The following is an 18,789-nucleotide window of genomic DNA, read 5'->3' on the forward strand; positions in this document are numbered from 1 at the left end:
CCCGACCAGGCCCGGCGGGGTTTGGGGTGGTTTATTTGGTGGTTTCGGTGCGTTGGGTGCCGGTGAAGGCGAAGGCGATGGTGGAGGTGGCACCTTGGAAGGTGTTGTCCGCGGTGGTGGGGAACGCGGTGGTGACTTTGAGGTTGTCGGTTTTGGCTGAGGTCAGGGAGGTGAGGTTGTTCAGGACCTTGTTCGCTGCGATGACGGGGCCGTTGGCCAGGACGGTGGTTTTGGTGCCGGCGCAGGTGTAGGGGGCGGCGGTGCCGGTCCAGGGGGTGGAGCAGTTTTCGATGGTCAGTTGCAGGCCGTTGGTGGTGTCGGTGGTGAGGAGGGAGGCGGTGGCGCCGGCGGAGGTGGTGAGGGTGACGTTGTTCAGGTCGGAGTTGCCGGTGTTGGCCAGGGTGACGAGTTTTTCGACTTTGTCGCCGGGCAGCAGGCCTGCGATGGGGACGTTGAGGGTGTTGGCTGGTCCGGGGGCGCCCAGGGCGATGGTGACGGTGCCTGCGGTGACGGCTTGGGAGGCGGAGGTGGAGGAGGTGAACGCGCCGTAGGTTCCCATGCCGGCGACGGCGGCTGCGGTGCCGACCAGTGCGACGGAGGCGAGGATTTTGCCGGAGGTGGTCTTGAGGCTGATGGCCATGGGGATCAGTGTCCTTTCGTGTGGCCACCGTGAGACCGGCCGGCCGTTTCTCCAGCCTGTGTGGCTGACAAGAAATACTTTGCCGGGCCTGGATCAAGAACCAATCCTGCAAACCCACAACACTTCCTCAGGAAACCCTCAAGAAAACCGCAGCACCCCAAGCACCATGTGAAACACTCTTGGGTGCACCTGATCAGCCGATGAAAGGGCAAAACGTATGCCGATGTGGTTGCAGGCCTTGCTCTGGGGAACGCTGGCCGGGGGCGCTTTGGTTCTCGGCGCGGGGATCGCGTGGATGTGGAACGTGCCCGCCAAGGTCGTCTCCACAGTGATGGCCTTTGGCGCCGGTGTCTTGATCTCGGCACTGGCGTTCGAACTGGTGGACGAAGCCGTGCAAGGCGGCGGACTGCTGCCCACCGTACTGGGCTTCCTGCTGGGGGCACTGATCTTCGTGGGCTCCAATGTCCTCCTCTCACGCGCCGGTGCCAAGCATCGTAAGCGCTCCGGCGGCGCCCAGCCCTCGGAAAAGGACTCTCCCGGAAGCGGCACGGCCATTGCCATAGGCGCCCTCATCGACGGCATCCCCGAATCGGTGGTCCTCGGGGTAGGACTCCTGGCAGGCGGAGCCATCAGCCCGGCCATGCTCGCCGCCGTTTTCATCTCGAACGTTCCGGAGGGACTCTCCAGCACGGCCGGAATGAAGAAATCAGGACGCAGCCCTGCCTACGTCTTTGGCACGTGGGTGGGCATCGCCGTGTTCAGCGGAATTGCGGCCCTTGTTGGCTTCACGGCCTTGGAAAACGCACCCGACTCGGTCATCGCCTTCATCACGGCCATTGCCGCCGGAGGGATCCTGGCCATGCTGGCCGACACCATGATTCCCGAGGCCTTCGAAGAGCACCACAACCTCACGGGCCTGACGGCCGCCGTCGGCTTCCTCAGCGCCTTCACCATCCATCACGTGGGAGGCTAGGGGCCCAGCAGTCCCAGCACAGGCAAGGCAACCGCCGTCGAAAGTGCCATGGCGGCAGTGTTGCCGATCACCGGATGGAAACCGGACGGCAGCCAACCGGAGATGGCGCGGGCGAGGGGCGGTGCCAGAACGGCGCCGAGTACCGCCCCCCCGACGATCCCCATCCAGGAACCTCCGGAGGCCAGGACGGCGGCGGGTGCAACAGACACCACGGATGCATACGTCGCCGCCCACCCTTCCTCCCGGTACCAGCGCCGCCACAGAACCACACCGACAGCTGATGTCAGGGCCTGGGCGAACAGGATCTTGGGCAGCAGGGCCGAACCATACGACGGCAAGCCGGGGTTCATCACGAAGGCCACGGAGACCCCCAGGATCATCCCCAGGCTGGCGGCTTCGTTGGCGAAAAAGTGCGTTTCACTGAAGTCCTTGAGCACCCGGCGTGCGGCCCGGTTAGCATCCTGTCGGAAGCTCTGCCCAACCCCCGACGCCGGGTGGTGGCTTGGCGTGGACGGGTTCGGCTTCCGCAGGACAAGCCACGGCAGGCGGCGTGCAATAGAGAATGTGATGGCGGAACCAACCGCCATCGCCAGGACGCTTCCGACGACGGGCGGCAAGCCCAAGGGGGCAGCAACTGTCGGGATGAAGAGCAGAGCCAAGGGCGTCACGGTAGCTGCTCCGAGGACGGCTCCGGTGACGCATGTCCGCCATCCTGCACCGTAGAGCAGAACCATGGCGGGCGCGGCGCAGACGAAAGGCACGAACGTTGGCTGCCACCCGTCGTCGAGCATCCATCCGAACGCCAGGTTGGACAACAGCAGGCTCAACGACGCCGACGCCAGCACCCACGGCCAAAGCCCGCTGCCGTAGGCAAGCGAGCCGGCCCAGGCCTTGCCGCCACGGGCAACGCGCCAGGCCAGGAATGCACCCGCCAGCAATCCCAGCGCCGCCAGATCCGCCTTGTAGAAAAGGGGCTCGGTCATGTCGCCGAGGAACCACCGCAGGCCGGAAACCGGGGAGTCGTTGGCTTCACCGGACCATCCTTCGAACGACGGGCCAACCCTGGGCGAAACCTCTCCCGCGACGTGCAGGAGGAGGGACAACAGCCCTACCGCAGCCGCCATGCCGAATGCGCCCAATGCCGTACCGGCGGCACTGGACCCCAGCGCCGGCTGGGGCGGCGCCGTGGTGGTGGACGTGGCAGCTGAAGAGTGCGTCATTGGTGACCCTTGGCGTACGGAGTGTGGTGGCTCCGAGCAGCGTAACGGAACTGATGATGCCGCCCGCAGTCGCTGTCGTACGGGGAAATTGTGACCGAAAAAGCCGCCCACAGACGCGAAAAGGCCCTGTCCTCCCGGCGATAACCGCGGGGACAGGGCCTTCCTGAAACGCTAGGCCTTCTTGCGGGTCAGCAGACCCCAGATGATCAGGACCAGCAGAGCACCGCCAATGGCGAGGAGCCAGGTGGAAATCGACCAGAACTCGTTGATACCGACGTTGAACAGCGCGCTGCCGATCCAACCGCCGAGGACGGCACCGACGATGCCGAGCAGCAGGGTGGCGATCCAGCCGCCGCCCTGGTGGCCGGGCTTAATGGCCTTGGCAATGGCGCCGGCGATCAAACCCAAAACAATCCAACCGATGAATCCCATTTTTCATTCTCTCTTTCGTGAAGAGGTCCTAGTCCGGCATAGGAACGCATGCCGCTATTGACCTGATTGTTGGCTACCGGCTGAGTCGTCGGAACATTCCGACGACTTGGCTGGCAGACGGCCTGCCGGCAGGGTCGGGGTCTGTCATGGCATGAAGCACCATGGACCAGCGCCGCCGGACCGTGTCGGGAATTCGGGGTTCCCCCAGAGTCCTGGCAACCATGGACTCGAGGGGAGGGCCAGGAAATGCCTTCGTTCCGGTCAAGCACTCAAGAGCAACGAGACCGAGCGAGTAGACATCGCTGGCGGTTGTGGAATTTTCGCCACGCACCTCTTCAGGACTGAGGTAATGCGGGGTGCCCGAGGACGAGTCCGGTGCGGCGGTCCCGCCGGTGAGGGCAATTCCAAAGTCGGTCAATTGTGCTACCCCGGGGCCACCCGGGTCTGCTGCGAGCTTGACCAGGATGTTGCCGGGCTTGATGTCGTTGTGGACGATGCCCCTGCGGTGGATGTACGTCAAGGCACGCGCAATTCCGCTCACCCACTCGGCCGTCTCGCGGGGCGAAGCCGGCTGATGATGAAGGAGGGTCCGCAGATCCATTCCTTCCACCAGCTCCATCACCAGGAAATTCCGGATTTCTCCGCCTTCCTGGTGCCCGGTAGTTCCGGAACCGAGGACCCGGACGATGTTCTTGTGCCGCAACCGGCCGTGGATGTCCACTTCCCGACGGAAGGGGGCGTCGTTGGCAGCGTCGGAACACCTGAAAATCTTGACTGCCACAGCGTCGCCACTGTGGAGGTCGAATGCCTTTTGGACGTTGGCTTCCGAGCCGCCGCCCAATGGTCCTGCGAGGCGGTACCGGCCGGCGATGACCCGGTCCCGGTGAACACTCTCTTGGGCCACGCTGTCCTGGCGCAGGCTGTCCTGGGACGTAAGGTCCCGGGGCACGCCGCATGCACTTGCGGCTCCGCGATCAGCGCGGACAGCCGCAACGTCGAGCGTGGTCACCCGAGGAGGGTTTCGATCTCGGCCGCAGGCACTCCGGCCACTTCGGCGAGGGCATGCGGGTTGACTCCGGCGTCAACAGCTTTTTTGAAGGCGAGCGCCAGGGTGTTCTGCGAGATCGCCAGTTCGTGCTGGAGGCTCTGCCTGCGAAGGGCAGCGATCCAGACGGAGCTCACGGGATCGAGGGCGTCGATGTCCATCCGGAATCCGCATCCGCATGCCCACTCGGGCCAGATGGGCTCCACGGAGACCCACTTCATGGCGTCGTAGGCCGGGCCGGCGGAGATGGCCATGTGTGACCCGCAGTGCACGGGACCCATGGGAATTACCTGTTCCGTGAGAACTTCCACGGTATTTTCAGCCACTGGTGTGGAGCTTGGTTCACGCAGCGCGACTGTCATCGTTCTCTCCCACACATTCCCTAGTAAGTAGCTTGGCTATCTAGTTATATGTGTACTTATGAATTATGTCCAGTCAGGATGCGGTCACTCAGGGCGTCAGGAGGCCGCGATCCCGTCGATCGCCTTTCGCATGCGCCGAAGGAACTCGACCACCACAGCGGAGTCCTCGCTGCTCAGGGTTTCGGCCGCCTCCATCATCCGGGCGTGCATATCACCCAGGGTGCTGCGCACCTCCTGATCCGAGCCGGGGGTGGGGCGCAGGATGAGCGCACGCCGGTCAGTCGGATGCGGCTCCCTCGTGACATAGCCGGACCTCACGAGCCGATCGACCAGGGACGTCATGGAAGCCGACGTCACGCCCAGGCGGACAGCCAACTCCTTGGGCCCGACCTCACGGCCTGCGCGTTCGGCTTCAAGCAAGTACCGCAAGGCAAGAAGATCGGTTTCGCCCATCCCCATGGAAGCGCGGGTACGTCGGCGCATATCCGCTTCGGCGGCACGGTAGTCCCTGAGTGCATTCAGGACATCCACGGCGCCCATCTGCTTGCGGCTCTCCAGCCCGTACCAATAGCCCTGACGTTCACTTTTGTCGCTCATCACCAGTCCTTTGGTAGACATGTATCTCGCTTGTCTAACCAATCGATACTAGGCGATTTGCCGCTCGTTTGCTGACCAGGTGATCAGCACGGCACGCTCAGGCCTGCTGCGGAAGCTTCCGCGCACGCCGCCAGAGAGCTGGAGCCACCACGACGGCAACGCCGACGGCGGCACCAATGACCGTCTCGACAATGCGGTCCCGAAGCAGCAAACCAGGATCGACCGGCGCTGCAAGAAGCGTTGCGATCAACGCGAGCGGCGTCACGAAAACCTGCGCCACCAGGTACTGCCGGGCAATAAACATCTCAGCACCGAACTGGCACGCAGCGATCACCAGGACCATCGCCCAAGGTGCAGGGTTGAGCCAGAGAATGCCCGCCAGCAGCACCAGGCCCAGCACTGTTCCGGCGATTCTTTGGATGCCTCGGCTGACCCTGTGGCGCGTTGAATGCCCCACGAGGGGAACAACCGCCGCAACCATCGCCCAGTAAGTATGCCCGAAGCCAAGCCGCTCCCCCACCAACGTGGCAATGGTTCCCGCCAGGCCGGCAGCGACCAGGTAGCCGCCACCCTCCAGCCAGATCGCCCGTCGCTCAGCCGGGGTGTGCCGGATGCGCGGAGGGCGTTTCCACGGCGTTCTGTGGCTTTTGAGCACACGAGCCGACATGCCGATCAAGAGGCAGAAAACCGTGGTCCCGACAGCCACCAGGAGGGCTTCCCACAGGGGCGGTTGGGCTGCGATCGACGCAATGGCAGCAAAAGCAAAAATATGAAACAAGGAGCCACCGGGCCGCAGCCGCCACGCAGCAACCACCACCGAGCAAACGCCGGCCACGACCGTAGTGGCAGCGGTCAAGAGCCAGGAATATTCAGCACCTTCAATGCCCAAGGCATGGGCGAAACGGGCTAGCAATGTGGCCAGGAGAATGATGAAAAGCATGAAGCCGCCGGCGCGCAACTGGCTCCTGAAACGGACGCTATGGGGTTCGTTGCGTCCGTAGATCCCCGTGAAGGCTCCAAACGAAGCAAACACCGCCAGATCCAGTCGGCCTATCAACGTCAACGTGATCAGCGGAACGAACACACCAACTGCGCAGCGGAGGGCGGGATGGTGGTCCTTGTTGCCAGGACCCATCGTGAACATTTCCGCTACAGCCTTCAAGGGGCGGCTCGCCTTTCGTCGCAGGATCAAACGTACGACGGCGGCACTGGCGTCCGCTCTCAAGGTTACGCTCCGGTTGCTGGGCTACTGCGGGATCTGGACCGGATAGTGGTGGTCATCACGAAGTTGGCGACTTGGAAGGGGGAGTGTGTTCCGGACGGCCCGGGTCTAGAAACCGCCCGGGGCTGCATTCGTAAATGTCACCGGGCTCAGGGGGTTACCTGCAATGTCCGTGAGGGTCGGCGAGGCGGTGAGAGTTGCGGCGGCCGCTGCTACCGATGTGTTGGCTGTGCCCGATGCCCCGCCCAGGGTGATGGTAAGCGTCTTTGCCCCGGTGCCCGGGTTCCAGGTCAGGGACGACGCGTTGCTGCCGTTGCCTCCGAAGCTCATGGCCGACCCCGCGTAGGCACCGGTCATCGCCAGGCTGCCGAGGTTTACGGTGCAGGCGGAACTGGTGACCGTCAGGACGTTCCCGGCGCTCACATTGACCGTCACCACTCCGTTGCCGCCGAGGGTCTGTGTGGCAGTGTTGCTTGTCCACGTGTTGCAGATGGTGCTGGCCTTCAGTGACTCCGAGAAAGTGACGATGACGGTGTCGTTCTTGTCGATCTTGCCAGCGACACCACCGTTGCCAAGCTGTACATTCGTCACCGTCGGAGCCGTTGCATCCTTGGATGAGGTCGCCGTCCCTGCGGCACTGGTGTTCCCGGCCGCATCCGTAGCCTTGGCGGAGTAGCTGATGGTGCCGTCCGTGAAGTTCCGGACATCAACGGGCAAGGCTGTCCAATTCCCGGCGCTGTTGACAACCATCGACTGGGTTACCGGTTGCGCACCCGCACCTGTCACAGTGAGGACGAGCGATGAGTTGGCTTCCGCCGTGCCGCTGACCGGCACCTTGTCTGCGAGGGCTGCGTTGACCACTGCCGGTGCGTTCACAACCGGCGCGTTGGGTGGTGTTGTATCCGTGACAGGAGTAGTGCCGGTGCTGCGGATGCTTTCGGTGCCCTGCCAAAGGGACAACAAGGGCGTCACTGTGTAGTACCAGGTTCCTGCCGGGACGTTGGCCTCGGCACACGAAAGGCCCGCAACCGGGCCTTGGCAGGTGCCGGTTGCGGCCACGCGCGTGCCGCCAGCGGCCGAGCTGTAGCGGGCGATGCCGTAGCCGGTCACGGGCCGGCCCCCCGCCGTCGTACTGGCTGTCCAGTTGACCGTAACGGTGGTACCGGACACGCTGGTGCCCGGCTTGGCGCCCTGGGCTACGGAATCGGCCTTCGCGGCTCCGAAACCGCTGCTGACGGAACCCCAGAACGCGCTGGCAGCGGGCCCTGCGCAGGAAAGAAGGAGAATGCCCAACGCAATAACCATGATGCGGTTCCATCGCCCCATGCTGATGCTCGATGCCTGACGGTCCTGGCTCACTTCCGTACCTCCAGCGTCACGGGGATGGCGAATTGGGCGCCCTGGCAGGCGGAGACTGAGGTGGCTCCCATGCTGGCTGCCCCTTGCAGCGTCACCAGGATGGAGGTGTTCGCGGCGATGGTGATCGGCGGGTTGAGTGGTGCGGCGGGAGGTGTGAAAGTCACTCCGGTGGTTGTGCACCCGTTATGGGAAGTGTCCGCGGAAATGGGTCCGTTGGCGGCAATTCCGTAAATGGTGACGGGGTGAGGGTTGGGGTTCGTCGCCCGGAGGAGGACGTCGGCCGTTCCCCCGGGAACCAGGCTGCTCTGCAGGGTGTCGCCCGGGACGAGTGCGTCCACCGTGACGTTCTGCATTGTTCCGTTTACTGATGATCCGTTCCCGAGGCCGGTGGCGCTCCAGTACGCGTAGGCCGATCCCGCTCCGCCGAGCACGCACAGGGCGACAGTGGCTGCAGTGGTTCTTGCCAGCCGGCCTGGGACGGGGGTGCGGGGTGTCCGGACTATGGTCTTCATGTCAGTTGCCTTGTCCCGTGCCGGAGTACGTGAGCTGGAGGGTGGCGCCTTTGCAGCCGTCCTGGAGTTGGGCCGTGTCGTGCATCGTGATCCGGGGCCAGGCCGACTCCGGGACGCCCAGCGCCGACAATGCCCGGACGCCGGGCTCCACGGTCAACGGATACGCGCCGGAGTATTGGGTGAGTTTGTAGTCAGCGGTGGTGCAGGGGAGGTTCTTCGCAATGGCCGCCGGAGTCCGGACCACCTGGGTGATGGACACCGAGAGGTTGGTCACGGCGATGCTCTTGTTGCCGGGATTGGAGATCTGCAGTTCCAGAGGCCTCGAGACACCCGGTGCGAGCAAGCCATTCACGGAACCGGATACGCCGAACGACCGCTTGACTTCGAGGACCTGCAACTGGCCCGGAGCAGCGTTCGACACGATGGTCCCGCTGCCCGCCTTGACCGCGAAATCGGTCTTCGCCGCCGCTGTTGTGGTGGCGGTTCCAACCGTCAGGGTCGTCTGGACGGTGCCGCCGGCAGTGAGGTTAACCGACGACGGCGTGAAGCTGGCACTTGCGCCAGCCGGCAGCCCGCTGGTCGTGAAGGTCAACTGTCCCGCAAAGCCCCCGGTCGACGTCGCCGACACGGTGAACGTGGTGGACTGGCCCTGGTCAACCGTGCGGCTGGAAGGAGACAACGCCACCGTGATGCCCGCCGGGGCCTTCGCAGCGTTCCCTTGGCCGTTGCTGGCAGCAAGGGCTGCGGTTGGCAGGATGGCCACCAATACGGCCAGCAGAATCGCACGCAGGACCCCACCTCGATGTAACGGTGCGGTGCGCTCTGGGCGGTGGTCCATGGAAGCTCTTTTCGGACGTCGGCTTGGGTGCGGTGGTGGAGGGGCCGAAACGGCTGAGCCGGAGCCCGCCTAACTGGCGGGCCCCGGCGTCGAGGTCTTACAGGCTGCCGACGTTGACCGTCACGATGGCCGCCTTGCAGGCGTCCTGGTTGACGGTGGTGCTGTCGTTGAACTTCAGCGTTCCGGAGCCAACGGACGTGCCGGTGCTGTTGGCTGCCACCGGGCTGTTCGAGGTGACTGCGGTGACTTCGAACCAAGCCGGCAGACAGCCGGCCACATTGGTGGTCACGTTCGCGCTCAACGCTCCAACCACCGTGCCTGACGTGGTGGAGTTGTCGGCCGTGTAGCTCACCGGGACGGAATTGCCCGGAGCAAGGCCACCGGCGAAAGTGGCGTGGAGGGTGACGGTTCCGCCACCTGAAGAGTTGGTGGCATTGCCACTGCCGGAACCAGTGGTGGTCCAGTAGGCGTAGGCGGCACCGCCGCCGACTGCTACCAGTGCGACGCCCGCAACAGCGGCGGTGATCCGGCTCTTCTTGGAAAGCTTGCGCATGATGTGACTCCTTGGTTGATCTGGTCCGGGGAGCCGCAGCGCAACCCCCAGCATCCGGCCTTTGCTGGCGGATGAAGCGATGCAGCCAATGTTTCAGCCATGGCAAGTCGTGTGGCTACGATTCCGGCTACCCCATTTTTTCTTCGAACAAAGGCTGGGAAATACCCGCATGCGTGACGCAAGTACTCGCGTTCTCCGCCCGGACTACTTGGCGGGCTGGTCGTCATTCCAGCCCTGTCAGGGCCCGAAGTACTCGCCTTCTCCCAGACTGTCCAAGGAATGGACACTTCCCTGGCGGCGGCCGAAGACGGCGCTACGACGTTGATGCGGCAATCTTGTGCCCATCTTGAGCAAAAAATGCGCTGGTGTTCGAAGCTTCCGGCGTGCTCCCTTAACCCCCGACGGCGGCCAGGTCACCTTCAGAAGGTGGCCCGACCGCCGTCGTGCGTCTGTTTTGGGGCTAGCCGTGGGCGGCGAGGATGGTGGAGGCTTCCTGGCGGGTGGTGCCGGAGGACTCGATGTGTGCCAGGGCTTCGGGGATTTCCCAGCCCTTCTTCCGCATCGCGGTGGCCCACAAGCGGCCGGCCCGGTACGAGGACCGCACCAACGGCCCGGACATGACACCGAGGAAGCCGATCTCTTCGGCTTCGTGCTGGAGGTCCACGAATTCCTGCGGCTTGACCCACCGGTCCACCGGCAAGTGCCGTTCGGACGGGCGAAGGTACTGGGTGATCGTGATCAGGTCACAACCGGCCTGGTGCAGGTCGCGCAGGGCCTCGGAGATTTCCTCCCGGGTCTCGCCCATGCCCAGGATCAGGTTCGACTTGGTCACCATGCCCAAATCCCGGCCCTGGGTAATGACATCCAGGGACCTCTCGTACCGGAACGCCGGACGGATCCGCTTGAAAATCCTCGGCACGGTCTCGACGTTGTGGGCGAACACCTCGGGTTTGGAATCACAGATCGCCGCGATGTGTTCGGGCTTGCCGGAGAAGTCCGGGATCAGCAACTCCACCCCGGTGCCCGGGTTCAGTTCGTGGATCTTCCGGACCGTTTCGGCGTACAACCAGACACCCTCATCGGCCAGGTCATCACGGGCCACCCCGGTCACGGTGGCGTAGCGCAACTGCATCGCCTGGACACTCCGGGCCACCTTGGTGGGTTCGAACATGTCTACCGGGGAGGGCTTGCCGGTGTCGATCTGGCAGAAATCACAGCGCCGGGTGCACTCGGACCCGCCGATCAGGAACGTCGCTTCCTTATCTTCCCAGCACTCGAAAATGTTCGGGCAGCCGGCCTCTTCACAGACCGTGTGCAGGCCTTCCTTCTTCACCAGGTTCTTGAGCTGGACAAACTCAGGCCCCATCTGGACCTTGGCCTTGATCCACTCAGGCTTACGTTCAACCGGTACCGCAGAATTACGCTGCTCAACGCGCAGCAACTTACGGCCTTCAGGTGCGAGTGTCATGGGGTTCCTTTACGTTGATCTTCAGCATTCGACGACGTTGACGGCGAGGCCGCCCATCGCGGTTTCCTTGTACTTATCGGACATGTCCTTGCCCGTCTCACGCATCGTCACGATCACCTCGTCCAGGGAAACCCGGTGCGTCCCGTCCCCCCACAACGCCATCTTCGCCGCGTTGATCGCCTTCGCCGCAGCAATCGCGTTCCGCTCAATACACGGAATCTGAACCAACCCCCCGATCGGATCACACGTCAACCCCAGATTATGCTCCATCGCGATCTCCGCAGCGTTCTCCACCTGACCCGGAGAACCACCCATCACCTCAGCCAACCCCGCAGCAGCCATCGACGACGCCGAACCAACCTCCCCCTGACACCCCACCTCAGCACCCGAAATCGACGCCTGCTCCTTATACAACACACCCACCGCACCAGCAGCGAGCAAGAACTTCACCACCACATCATCCCTGTCCTGCTGACTGGCCTGATCCATGCCCGGAGCGTAATTCAACGCGTAATACAACACCGCCGGAATAATCCCCGCAGCACCATTGGTCGGCGCCGTCACCACCCGACCACCAGAAGCGTTCTCCTCATTGACCGCCAAAGCAATCAGGTTCACCCACTCCTGCCAATACTTCGGATCGTTCCGGTCCTTGTCCTCCTTCAACAACCGCTCCAACCAATCAGGAGCACGACGCCGGACCCGCAACCCGCCAGGCAACACACCCTCACGCTTCAAACTGGTTTCAACACAGGCCTCCATCACCGACCAGATATGCAAAAGACCCTCCCGGATCTCCTCCTCAGACCGCGACGCCCGCTCATTGATGAACATGATGTCCGAAATCCCCAACCCCTTGGACGCACACCTGCCCAACAACTCCGCCGCCGTCCTGAACGGCAACGGCAACTCCTTCTTCGACTCCTCCAACTCCTGCCGCGCAGCGTCCTCCTCACCCTCCCGGACAATGAACCCACCACCAACCGAAAAGAACGTCGCCTCATGCACAGTGTTTCCCTCAGCATCAGCCACGGCGAACTTCATCCCGTTCGTATGCCGCGGCAACACCGTCAACGGATGCAACACCATATCCTCCACCGCATACGGCAGGGGGACCTCACCGGCGAGGTTGAGCTTGCCTGTCTCCGCGATCGAGGCCAGCCGCTCCTCCACCTCGTCCGGCAGGATCTCCTCGGGCTCGTAACCTTCCAGGCCCAGCAAGGTAGCCGTGAAGGTGCCATGCCCCTTGCCCGTGGCAGCCAAGGAGCCATAAAGATCAACACGGAGCCCGGCCACGGCAGGAAGCAAACCGGACTCACGCAGCTCACGGGCAAACACCGCCCCGGCCCGCATCGGCCCCACCGTGTGGGAACTCGACGGACCAATGCCCACAGAGAACAGATCGAAAACACCAACAGCCATAGCCGGGATCCCTTTCAGGGAAGAGTGAAACAAGACAAAGAATGTGGGGGCCGGGCCAATCCCGAGCCAAGGCGGCCCGGCCCCCGGAGGTCCCAGTGCGGACCTCCAACCCGGTCTTTATGTGGGCGCCCGTTCCCAAGCGACCGCCCACCCGGGAGATCAATGTGCCTACGCCGTGGAGCGCCTCGTCGGAAACGGGGGTTCGCTGCGAAACATGCCGTTCGCACGGCACATTCCGCAGCGAGCCCACGAATCGGACGGCACAACCGAGTGGCTACCCGAGGTTCGCAACTCCCGGGTACAGCGGGTGCGCGGCAGCGAGTGCCTCAACGCGGTGACGCAACCCGGTAAGGTCCGCATCGGCGTCGGCAATCAGTGCCTCGGCGATGATGTCAGCGACCTCACGGAAGGCCGCTTCCCCGAAGCCGCGCGTTGCCAGCGCAGGGGTGCCGATCCGCAGGCCTGAGGTGACCATGGGCGGGCGCGGGTCGAACGGGACGGCGTTGCGGTTGACGGTGATGTCGATCGCGGCGAGACGGTCCTCGGCCTGCTGGCCATCGAGTTCGCAGTTGCGCAGATCCACCAGGACCAGGTGCACGTCTGTTCCACCGGAAACCACGGAGATTCCCCTGGCAGCGACGTCGGGCTGGACCAGGCGTTCGGCCAGGATGCGGGAACCGGCCAAGACGCGTTCCTGGCGCTCACGGAACTCCTCCGAAGCGGCAATCTTGAACGCGACAGCCTTGCCCGCGATCACGTGCTCCAGCGGTCCGCCCTGCTGGCCCGGGAACACGGCCGAGTTGATCTTCTTGGCGATGTCGGCGTCGTTGGACAGGATGATTCCGCCGCGCGGACCGGCGAGGGTCTTGTGCGTGGTGGAGGTGGTGACGTGGGCGTGCGGGACCGGCGAAGGGTGCAGGCCAGCAGCCACCAGGCCGGCGAAGTGGGCCATGTCCACCATCAGGTAGGCGCCCACGGAGTCAGCAATCCGCCGGAACTCAGCGAAGTCCAGCTGCCGCGCATACGCGGACCAGCCGGCCACGATCAGTGCCGGTTTGTGCTCCTGGGCCAGGCGCTCCACCTCAGCCATGTCCACAGTGTGGGTGTCCTCGCGAACCCCGTACGGGACCACGTTGTAGAGCTTGCCAGAGAAGTTGATCCGCATGCCGTGCGTGAGGTGGCCACCGTGGGCAAGGTTCAGGCCCATGATGGTGTCGCCCGGCTTGATCAGCGCGTGCATCACGGAAGCGTTCGCCTGTGCGCCGGAGTGCGGCTGCACGTTCGCGTACTCGGCTCCGAACAATGCCTTGATGCGGTCAATGGCCAGCTGCTCAATGACGTCGACGTGTTCGCAGCCGCCGTAGTAGCGCTTGCCCGGGTAGCCCTCGGCGTACTTGTTGGTCAGCACTGAGCCCTGCGCCTGCATGACAGCTACGGCAGTGTGGTTCTCGGATGCGATCATTTCCAGGCCGTCGCGCTGGCGGCCCAGTTCGTCGTCGATCTTCGCGGCGATCTCGGGGTCCAGCTCGGAGAGCTGCGCGTCCAACGACGCCGACACAACCTGCTCGAATTCGGTCACGGCTGCCGGGTTCACAGTTCGCCTCCGTTGGCTGCTGCGTACTCTTCGGCCGACATGAGCGGACCTTCTTCGGTGGCGGCGACCTTGAACAGCCAGCCCTGGCCGTAGGGGTCGTTGTTGATCAGCGCGGGATCTCCGACAACGGCGTCGTTGATCTCGGTCACCTCACCCGTCACAGGCGAGTACAGATCCGATACCGACTTGGTGGACTCCACCTCGCCGCAGGTCTCCCCCGCGGTCACTGTGGAACCAACCTCGGGAAGGTCCACGTACACGATGTCGCCCAGGGCGTCAGCGGCGACGGCGGAGATCCCGATCCCCACCGGCCCGTCCCCGTCAGCGGCAACCCACTCGTGCTCGGCCGAGTACTTCAGTTCAGCTACTACCTTGCTCATTCCAATTCCTTCTCTCTCTTCGAGTTTTTGTACAGTTGATGCCCTCAAAAGGGCCTCATAGGGGCGTTATGTGTACAAGAACTCTTATTTTTGGCGCTTGTAGAACGGCAGCGGCACCACTTCGAAAGGCTCCGCTTTGCCGCGCAGGTCAACGTCCACGATGGTGCCAACCGCTGAATGTTCGACGTCGACATAGGCCAACGCCACCGGGTAACCGAGCGTCGGGCTTGGCTGGCCCGAGGTCACCTCACCGATCAGGGAACCGTCCTTGAGAACGGAGTAGTGCGCACGGGCGGCACGACGGCCGGTGCCCTTGAGGCCCACGAGCTTCTGGCCGATGGTGGATCCCACACCGGCAGCCTTGATCGCGGCGAGTGCTTCCTTGCCAACAAAGTCGCTTTCCTTGGCCAGGGAAACTACCGGGCCAAGACCTGCGGCGTAGGCGTTCACGTGGCGGGAGAGTTCGTTGCCGTAGAGGGGCATTCCGGCTTCGAGGCGCAAGGAGTCGCGGGCGGCAAGGCCGGCGGGGATGAGTCCGTGGCCTTCGCCTGCTTCCAGGAGCGCTTCCCACAGACCGGGGGCATCAACGTTCGGGATGTAGATCTCGAAGCCATCTTCCCCGGTGTAACCCGTGCGGGCCAACAGCAGGTCCTGGGTGCCGCCGTCGAACGTGATGGAAACCTCCACCGCCGCGTAGTACTTCAGTTCCGTCACCAAGGAGCGCTGCTCGGCGGGTACCAGTTTCAGCAGGATCGCCTCGGCGTTTGGGCCCTGCACGGCAATCAGAGACGTCTCGGCGGAGGCGTCGTCAACCAGCACGTCGAAGCCGGCTGACCGCTCCTTCAGTGCCGCCGCAACCACCTTGGCGTTGCCCGCATTGGGGACCACCAGGAAGTTATCGTCAGCGCGACGGTACGTGATGAGGTCGTCGATGATGCCGCCGTCGGCGTTGCAAATCAGCGAGTACTTGGCCTTGCCCACCGCAATCGCGGACAGCTTGCCCGCCAGGGCGTAGTCCAGGAACGCTGCGGCGTCGGGGCCGGTGACCCAGACTTCGCCCATATGGGAGAGGTCGAACAGGCCGGCTGCGTTGCGGACCGCGTGGTGCTCGGCGAGTTCGGACTCGTACTTGAGGGGCATCTGCCAGCCGCCGAAATCCGTGAAGGAAGCGCCGGCTTTTTTGTGCTGCTCGTACAGGGCTGTGTAGTTCTCAGTCATCTCAGGAGTCCTTAGTTTTCGAAGTCCGTAAGGGGCGGGCAGGAGCACACCAGGTTGCGGTCGCCTGCGGCACCGTCAATGCGGCCTACCGGCGGGAAGTACTTGTCCTGCTTGAGGTGGTGGACCGGGAAGGCGGCCTGCTCACGCGGGTAGTCGCGGACCCAATCGGAACTGACGACGGCGGCAGCCGTGTGCGGCGCGTTGCGCAGCGGCGACTTCTCAACAGTGAAATCACCGTTGGCCACCTGCTCGATTTCGGCACGGATGGTGATCATGGCTTCGATGAAGCGGTCGATCTCGGCCAGGTCCTCGGACTCGGTGGGTTCCACCATCAAGGTTCCCGCCACAGGGAAGGCCAGCGTGGGGGCGTGGAAGCCGAAGTCGATGAGGCGCTTGGCTACGTCCTCAGCGGTGACGCCGGTCTTCGCGGTCAGCTCGCGGAGGTCCAGGATGCACTCGTGAGCCACAAGTCCGCCTTCACCTGTGTAGAGCACCGGGAAGTGCTCATCCAACCTGGAGGCAACATAGTTCGCGGCCAGCAGCGCGGACTTGGTTGCTTCGGTCAGACCCTGGCCACCCATGAGCTTCACGTACGCCCAGGAGATCGGCAGGACGCCGGCGGAACCGTAGCGGGAGGCCGAGATCGCGACGCCGCCTTCGGCAGAATCACTGTTCGCGTCGCCGGGCATGAACGGTGCCAGGTGTGCCTTGGCTGCGACCGGGCCAACGCCCGGACCGCCACCGCCGTGCGGGATGCAGAAGGTCTTGTGCAGGTTCAGGTGCGAGACATCGCCACCGAACTTGCCCGGCTGGGCCAAGCCAACCAGCGCGTTGAGGTTGGCGCCGTCAACGTACACCTGGCCACCGGCTGCGTGGACCGCATCGCAGACTTCGCGGACGTCGGCGTCGTACACACCGTGCGTGGACGGGTACGTGATCATGATGCAGGAGAGCGCGTCCTTGTTGGCCTCGATCTTGGCCTTCAGGTCGTCGTGGTCGATCGTGCCATCGGATGCCGCCGCCACGACGACAACCTTCATTCCGGCCAGCACCGCGGAGGCAGCGTTCGTGCCGTGGGCCGAGGCCGGGATGAGGCACACGTTGCGCTGCTCATCGCCGCGGGACAGGTGGTAGCCGCGGATCGCCAGGAGCCCGGCAAGCTCACCCTGGGAGCCGGCGTTCGGCTGGATGGAGACCTGGTCGTAGCCGGTGATCTCGGTGAGGTCGGCTTCCAGGTCTTCGATCAGTTCGCGCCAACCGGCCGTCTGGTGGTCCGGAGCGAACGGGTGGATCGAGGCGAACTCCGGCCAGGAAATGGCTTCCATTTCGGCAGTGGCGTTGAGCTTCATGGTGCACGAGCCCAGCGGGATCATGGTGCGGTCCAGCGCGAGGTCCCGATCGGACAGCTTGCGGATATAGCGCAACAGCTGCGTCTCTGAACGATGCGTGTTGAACACCGGGTGCTGTAGGAAATCAGAGGTGCGGACTACGGATTCGGGCAGTTCGAACCCGGAGGCGTCCCCCACCGGACCGGCACCAAAGGCGACGGCTACCGCGGAGAGGACTTCCGGCGTCGTGGTTTCATCAACCGAAACCCCAACGGTGTCGGCGTCGATGATCCGCAGGTTGATGCCGCGGGCTTCGGCGGCGGCGATGACCTTGTCCGCCTTGCCGGGGACGCGGACGGTGAGGGTGTCGAAGAAGGAATCTGAGACGAGCTCGCGGCCAGCCTTCTGCAGTGCAGTGGCAAGGACGCGGGCGTGGCCGTGGACGGTTTCGGCGATCGCCTTCAGGCCTTCAGGGCCGTGGTAGACGGCGTACATCGAAGCGACGATCGCGAGCAATGCCTGTGCCGTGCAGATGTTGGAGGTGGCCTTTTCGCGGCGGATGTGCTGCTCGCGGGTCTGCAGCGCGAGGCGGTAGGCGGGGACGCCGGCGTTGTCCTTGGAGACACCGACGATGCGGCCCGGGAGCGTCCGCTCCATGCCTTCACGCACGGCCATGTAGGCCGCGTGCGGGCCGCCGAAGAACAGCGGAACACCGAAGCGCTGCGCAGTTCCGACGGCGACGTCGGCACCTTGTTCGCCCGGGGGCGTGATGAGGGTGAGCGCCAGCAAATCCGCGGCCACGGTGACCAGTGCGCCGCGTTCCTTCGCTTCGGAAATGACGCCGGAATGGTCGAAAACCCGGCCTGAAGCACCAGGCTGCTGGAGGACGACGCCGTTGATGTCGCCGTCGGGCAGACCGGCGGAGAGGTCCGCGACCTCCACCTCGAAGCCCAGCGCCTCAGCACGGCCCTTCACGATGGCGATGGTCTGCGGAAGGAGGTCGGCGTCCAAAACAGTCTTGCCATCCTTGGCCGTCTTGTTCTTGTTGGCCCGGCGCATCAGCAACACGGCCTCGGCCACCGCGGTGGCTTCATCCAGCAGGGAAGCGTTCGCCACGGGAAGGCCGGTGAGATCCTGCACCATGGTCTGGAAGTTGAGGAGCGCTTCAAGGCGGCCCTGGGAAATTTCCGGCTGGTACGGCGTGTAGGCCGTGTACCACGCGGGAGCTTCCAGGATGTTGCGGCGGATGACCGGGGGCGTGACGGTGTCGTAGTAGCCCTGGCCGATCATCTGGACCGCGGTCTTGTTCTTGGATGCGAGCTTCCGCAGTTCGGCGAGGACCTGCACCTCGGTGAGGGCATCCTGCAGTTTCAGGGCCGTGTCCTGGCGGATGGAATCGGGGACGGCTACGTCCACCAGGCCGTCGACAGAGTCGTAGCCGATGGCCTTGAGCATGGTGTCAACGTCGGCCTGGCGCCGGGCGCCGATGTGCCGGTCCGCGAAAGCGGTGGGGGTTGATTGAACAGTCAAGAGGAACTCCATGATTCAGGCGCCCACTGAGCGCCACGATGATGTGGGTTCCTCCCCGCTCTGTATTGGACCTGAGAGATTCCGCAGGAATGGTTG

At 64.1% G+C, this 18,789-nt stretch carries 19 protein-coding genes; 2 read left to right on the top strand and 17 right to left on the bottom strand.

Features of this window, described 5'->3' with window-relative positions; all coding sequences use genetic code 11:
- Nucleotides 1-31 precede the first annotated feature (31 nt).
- Complete coding sequence (locus JMY29_RS20905) at nt 32-640, bottom strand: TasA family protein (RefSeq protein ID WP_064723919.1); 609 nt, start codon at nt 638-640, stop codon at nt 32-34.
- Nucleotides 641-857: 217 nt separating this feature from the next.
- Here JMY29_RS20905 and JMY29_RS19135 point away from each other — a divergent pair, with 217 nt between their 5' ends.
- Nucleotides 858-1,613, top strand: a complete 756-nt coding sequence (locus tag JMY29_RS19135; RefSeq protein WP_189076549.1) for a ZIP family metal transporter — start codon at nt 858-860, stop codon at nt 1,611-1,613.
- Here the strand turns inward: JMY29_RS19135 and JMY29_RS19140 are convergent.
- From JMY29_RS19140 to JMY29_RS19165, 6 genes are all read right to left on the bottom strand, one after another.
- On the bottom strand, nt 1,610-2,833 hold the full coding sequence (locus JMY29_RS19140) for a hypothetical protein (RefSeq protein ID WP_189076550.1): 1,224 nt from the start codon (nt 2,831-2,833) through the stop codon (nt 1,610-1,612). The two genes, JMY29_RS19135 and JMY29_RS19140, sit on opposite strands and share 4 nt — an antisense overlap.
- 171 nt (nt 2,834-3,004) lie before the next feature.
- A complete protein-coding gene (locus JMY29_RS19145; protein ID WP_018779325.1) occupies nt 3,005-3,265 on the bottom strand; it encodes a GlsB/YeaQ/YmgE family stress response membrane protein in 261 nt (86 codons plus the stop codon).
- Between the two features lie 73 nt (nt 3,266-3,338).
- Nucleotides 3,339-4,274 carry a serine/threonine-protein kinase gene (locus tag JMY29_RS19150; protein WP_189076551.1) on the bottom strand — a complete coding sequence of 312 codons (936 nt, stop codon included), beginning with the start codon at nt 4,272-4,274 and terminating at the stop codon, nt 3,339-3,341.
- Entirely contained in the window at nt 4,271-4,636 is a 366-nt protein-coding gene (locus tag JMY29_RS19155) for a hypothetical protein (RefSeq protein WP_229778682.1), read from the bottom strand. Before JMY29_RS19155 ends, JMY29_RS19150 begins: the two co-directional genes overlap by 4 nt.
- A gap of 132 nt (nt 4,637-4,768) precedes the next feature.
- On the bottom strand, nt 4,769-5,269 hold the full coding sequence (locus JMY29_RS19160; protein ID WP_018779328.1) for a MarR family winged helix-turn-helix transcriptional regulator: 501 nt from the start codon (nt 5,267-5,269) through the stop codon (nt 4,769-4,771).
- 97 nt (nt 5,270-5,366) lie between these two features.
- Nucleotides 5,367-6,404 carry an FUSC family protein gene (locus JMY29_RS19165; RefSeq protein WP_233460893.1) on the bottom strand — a complete coding sequence of 346 codons (1,038 nt, stop codon included), beginning with the start codon at nt 6,402-6,404 and terminating at the stop codon, nt 5,367-5,369.
- Nucleotide 6,405: 1 nt separating this feature from the next.
- Between JMY29_RS19165 and JMY29_RS20910 the strand changes: the two genes are divergently transcribed.
- Entirely contained in the window at nt 6,406-6,540 is a 135-nt protein-coding gene (locus JMY29_RS20910; protein ID WP_267912508.1) for a hypothetical protein, read from the top strand.
- Nucleotides 6,541-6,599: 59 nt separating this feature from the next.
- On the opposite strand, the gene JMY29_RS19170 is transcribed toward JMY29_RS20910, so the two are convergent.
- From JMY29_RS19170 to gcvP, 10 genes are all read right to left on the bottom strand, one after another.
- On the bottom strand, nt 6,600-7,850 hold the full coding sequence (locus tag JMY29_RS19170; protein WP_229778683.1) for a hypothetical protein: 1,251 nt from the start codon (nt 7,848-7,850) through the stop codon (nt 6,600-6,602).
- Nucleotides 7,847-8,362, bottom strand: coding sequence for a hypothetical protein (locus JMY29_RS19175; protein WP_189076553.1), 516 nt, complete (start codon nt 8,360-8,362; stop codon nt 7,847-7,849). The genes JMY29_RS19170 and JMY29_RS19175 overlap by 4 nt, the downstream gene beginning before the upstream one ends.
- Before the next feature lies 1 nt (nt 8,363).
- A complete protein-coding gene (locus JMY29_RS19180) occupies nt 8,364-9,200 on the bottom strand; it encodes a hypothetical protein (protein ID WP_189076554.1) in 837 nt (278 codons plus the stop codon).
- A 97-nt stretch (nt 9,201-9,297) separates the two neighbouring features.
- Nucleotides 9,298-9,753: a hypothetical protein gene (locus JMY29_RS19185; protein WP_018779333.1), complete on the bottom strand. Its 456-nt coding sequence runs from the start codon at nt 9,751-9,753 to the stop codon at nt 9,298-9,300.
- Between the two features lie 460 nt (nt 9,754-10,213).
- Complete coding sequence (gene lipA, locus JMY29_RS19190) at nt 10,214-11,221, bottom strand: lipoyl synthase (RefSeq protein ID WP_064722886.1); 1,008 nt, start codon at nt 11,219-11,221, stop codon at nt 10,214-10,216.
- Nucleotides 11,222-11,242: 21 nt separating this feature from the next.
- Nucleotides 11,243-12,643 carry an L-serine ammonia-lyase gene (locus JMY29_RS19195; protein ID WP_189076555.1) on the bottom strand — a complete coding sequence of 467 codons (1,401 nt, stop codon included), beginning with the start codon at nt 12,641-12,643 and terminating at the stop codon, nt 11,243-11,245.
- 274 nt (nt 12,644-12,917) lie between these two features.
- Nucleotides 12,918-14,237, bottom strand: a complete 1,320-nt coding sequence (gene glyA, locus JMY29_RS19200; protein ID WP_064723820.1) for a serine hydroxymethyltransferase — start codon at nt 14,235-14,237, stop codon at nt 12,918-12,920.
- The gene (gcvH, locus tag JMY29_RS19205) at nt 14,234-14,617 is read right to left on the bottom strand and encodes a glycine cleavage system protein GcvH (protein WP_018780328.1); all 384 of its coding nucleotides are present in this window, start codon (nt 14,615-14,617) and stop codon (nt 14,234-14,236) included. Before gcvH ends, glyA begins: the two co-directional genes overlap by 4 nt.
- Before the next feature lie 84 nt (nt 14,618-14,701).
- Nucleotides 14,702-15,835, bottom strand: a complete 1,134-nt coding sequence (gene gcvT / locus JMY29_RS19210) for a glycine cleavage system aminomethyltransferase GcvT (RefSeq protein WP_189076556.1) — start codon at nt 15,833-15,835, stop codon at nt 14,702-14,704.
- Between the two features lie 11 nt (nt 15,836-15,846).
- Nucleotides 15,847-18,693, bottom strand: a complete 2,847-nt coding sequence (gene gcvP / locus JMY29_RS19215; protein ID WP_189076557.1) for an aminomethyl-transferring glycine dehydrogenase — start codon at nt 18,691-18,693, stop codon at nt 15,847-15,849.
- Between the last annotated feature and the right edge of the window lie 96 nt (nt 18,694-18,789).

This window comes from Paenarthrobacter nicotinovorans, assembly GCF_021919345.1.
Taxonomy (GTDB): Bacteria; Actinomycetota; Actinomycetes; order Actinomycetales; family Micrococcaceae; genus Arthrobacter; species Arthrobacter nicotinovorans.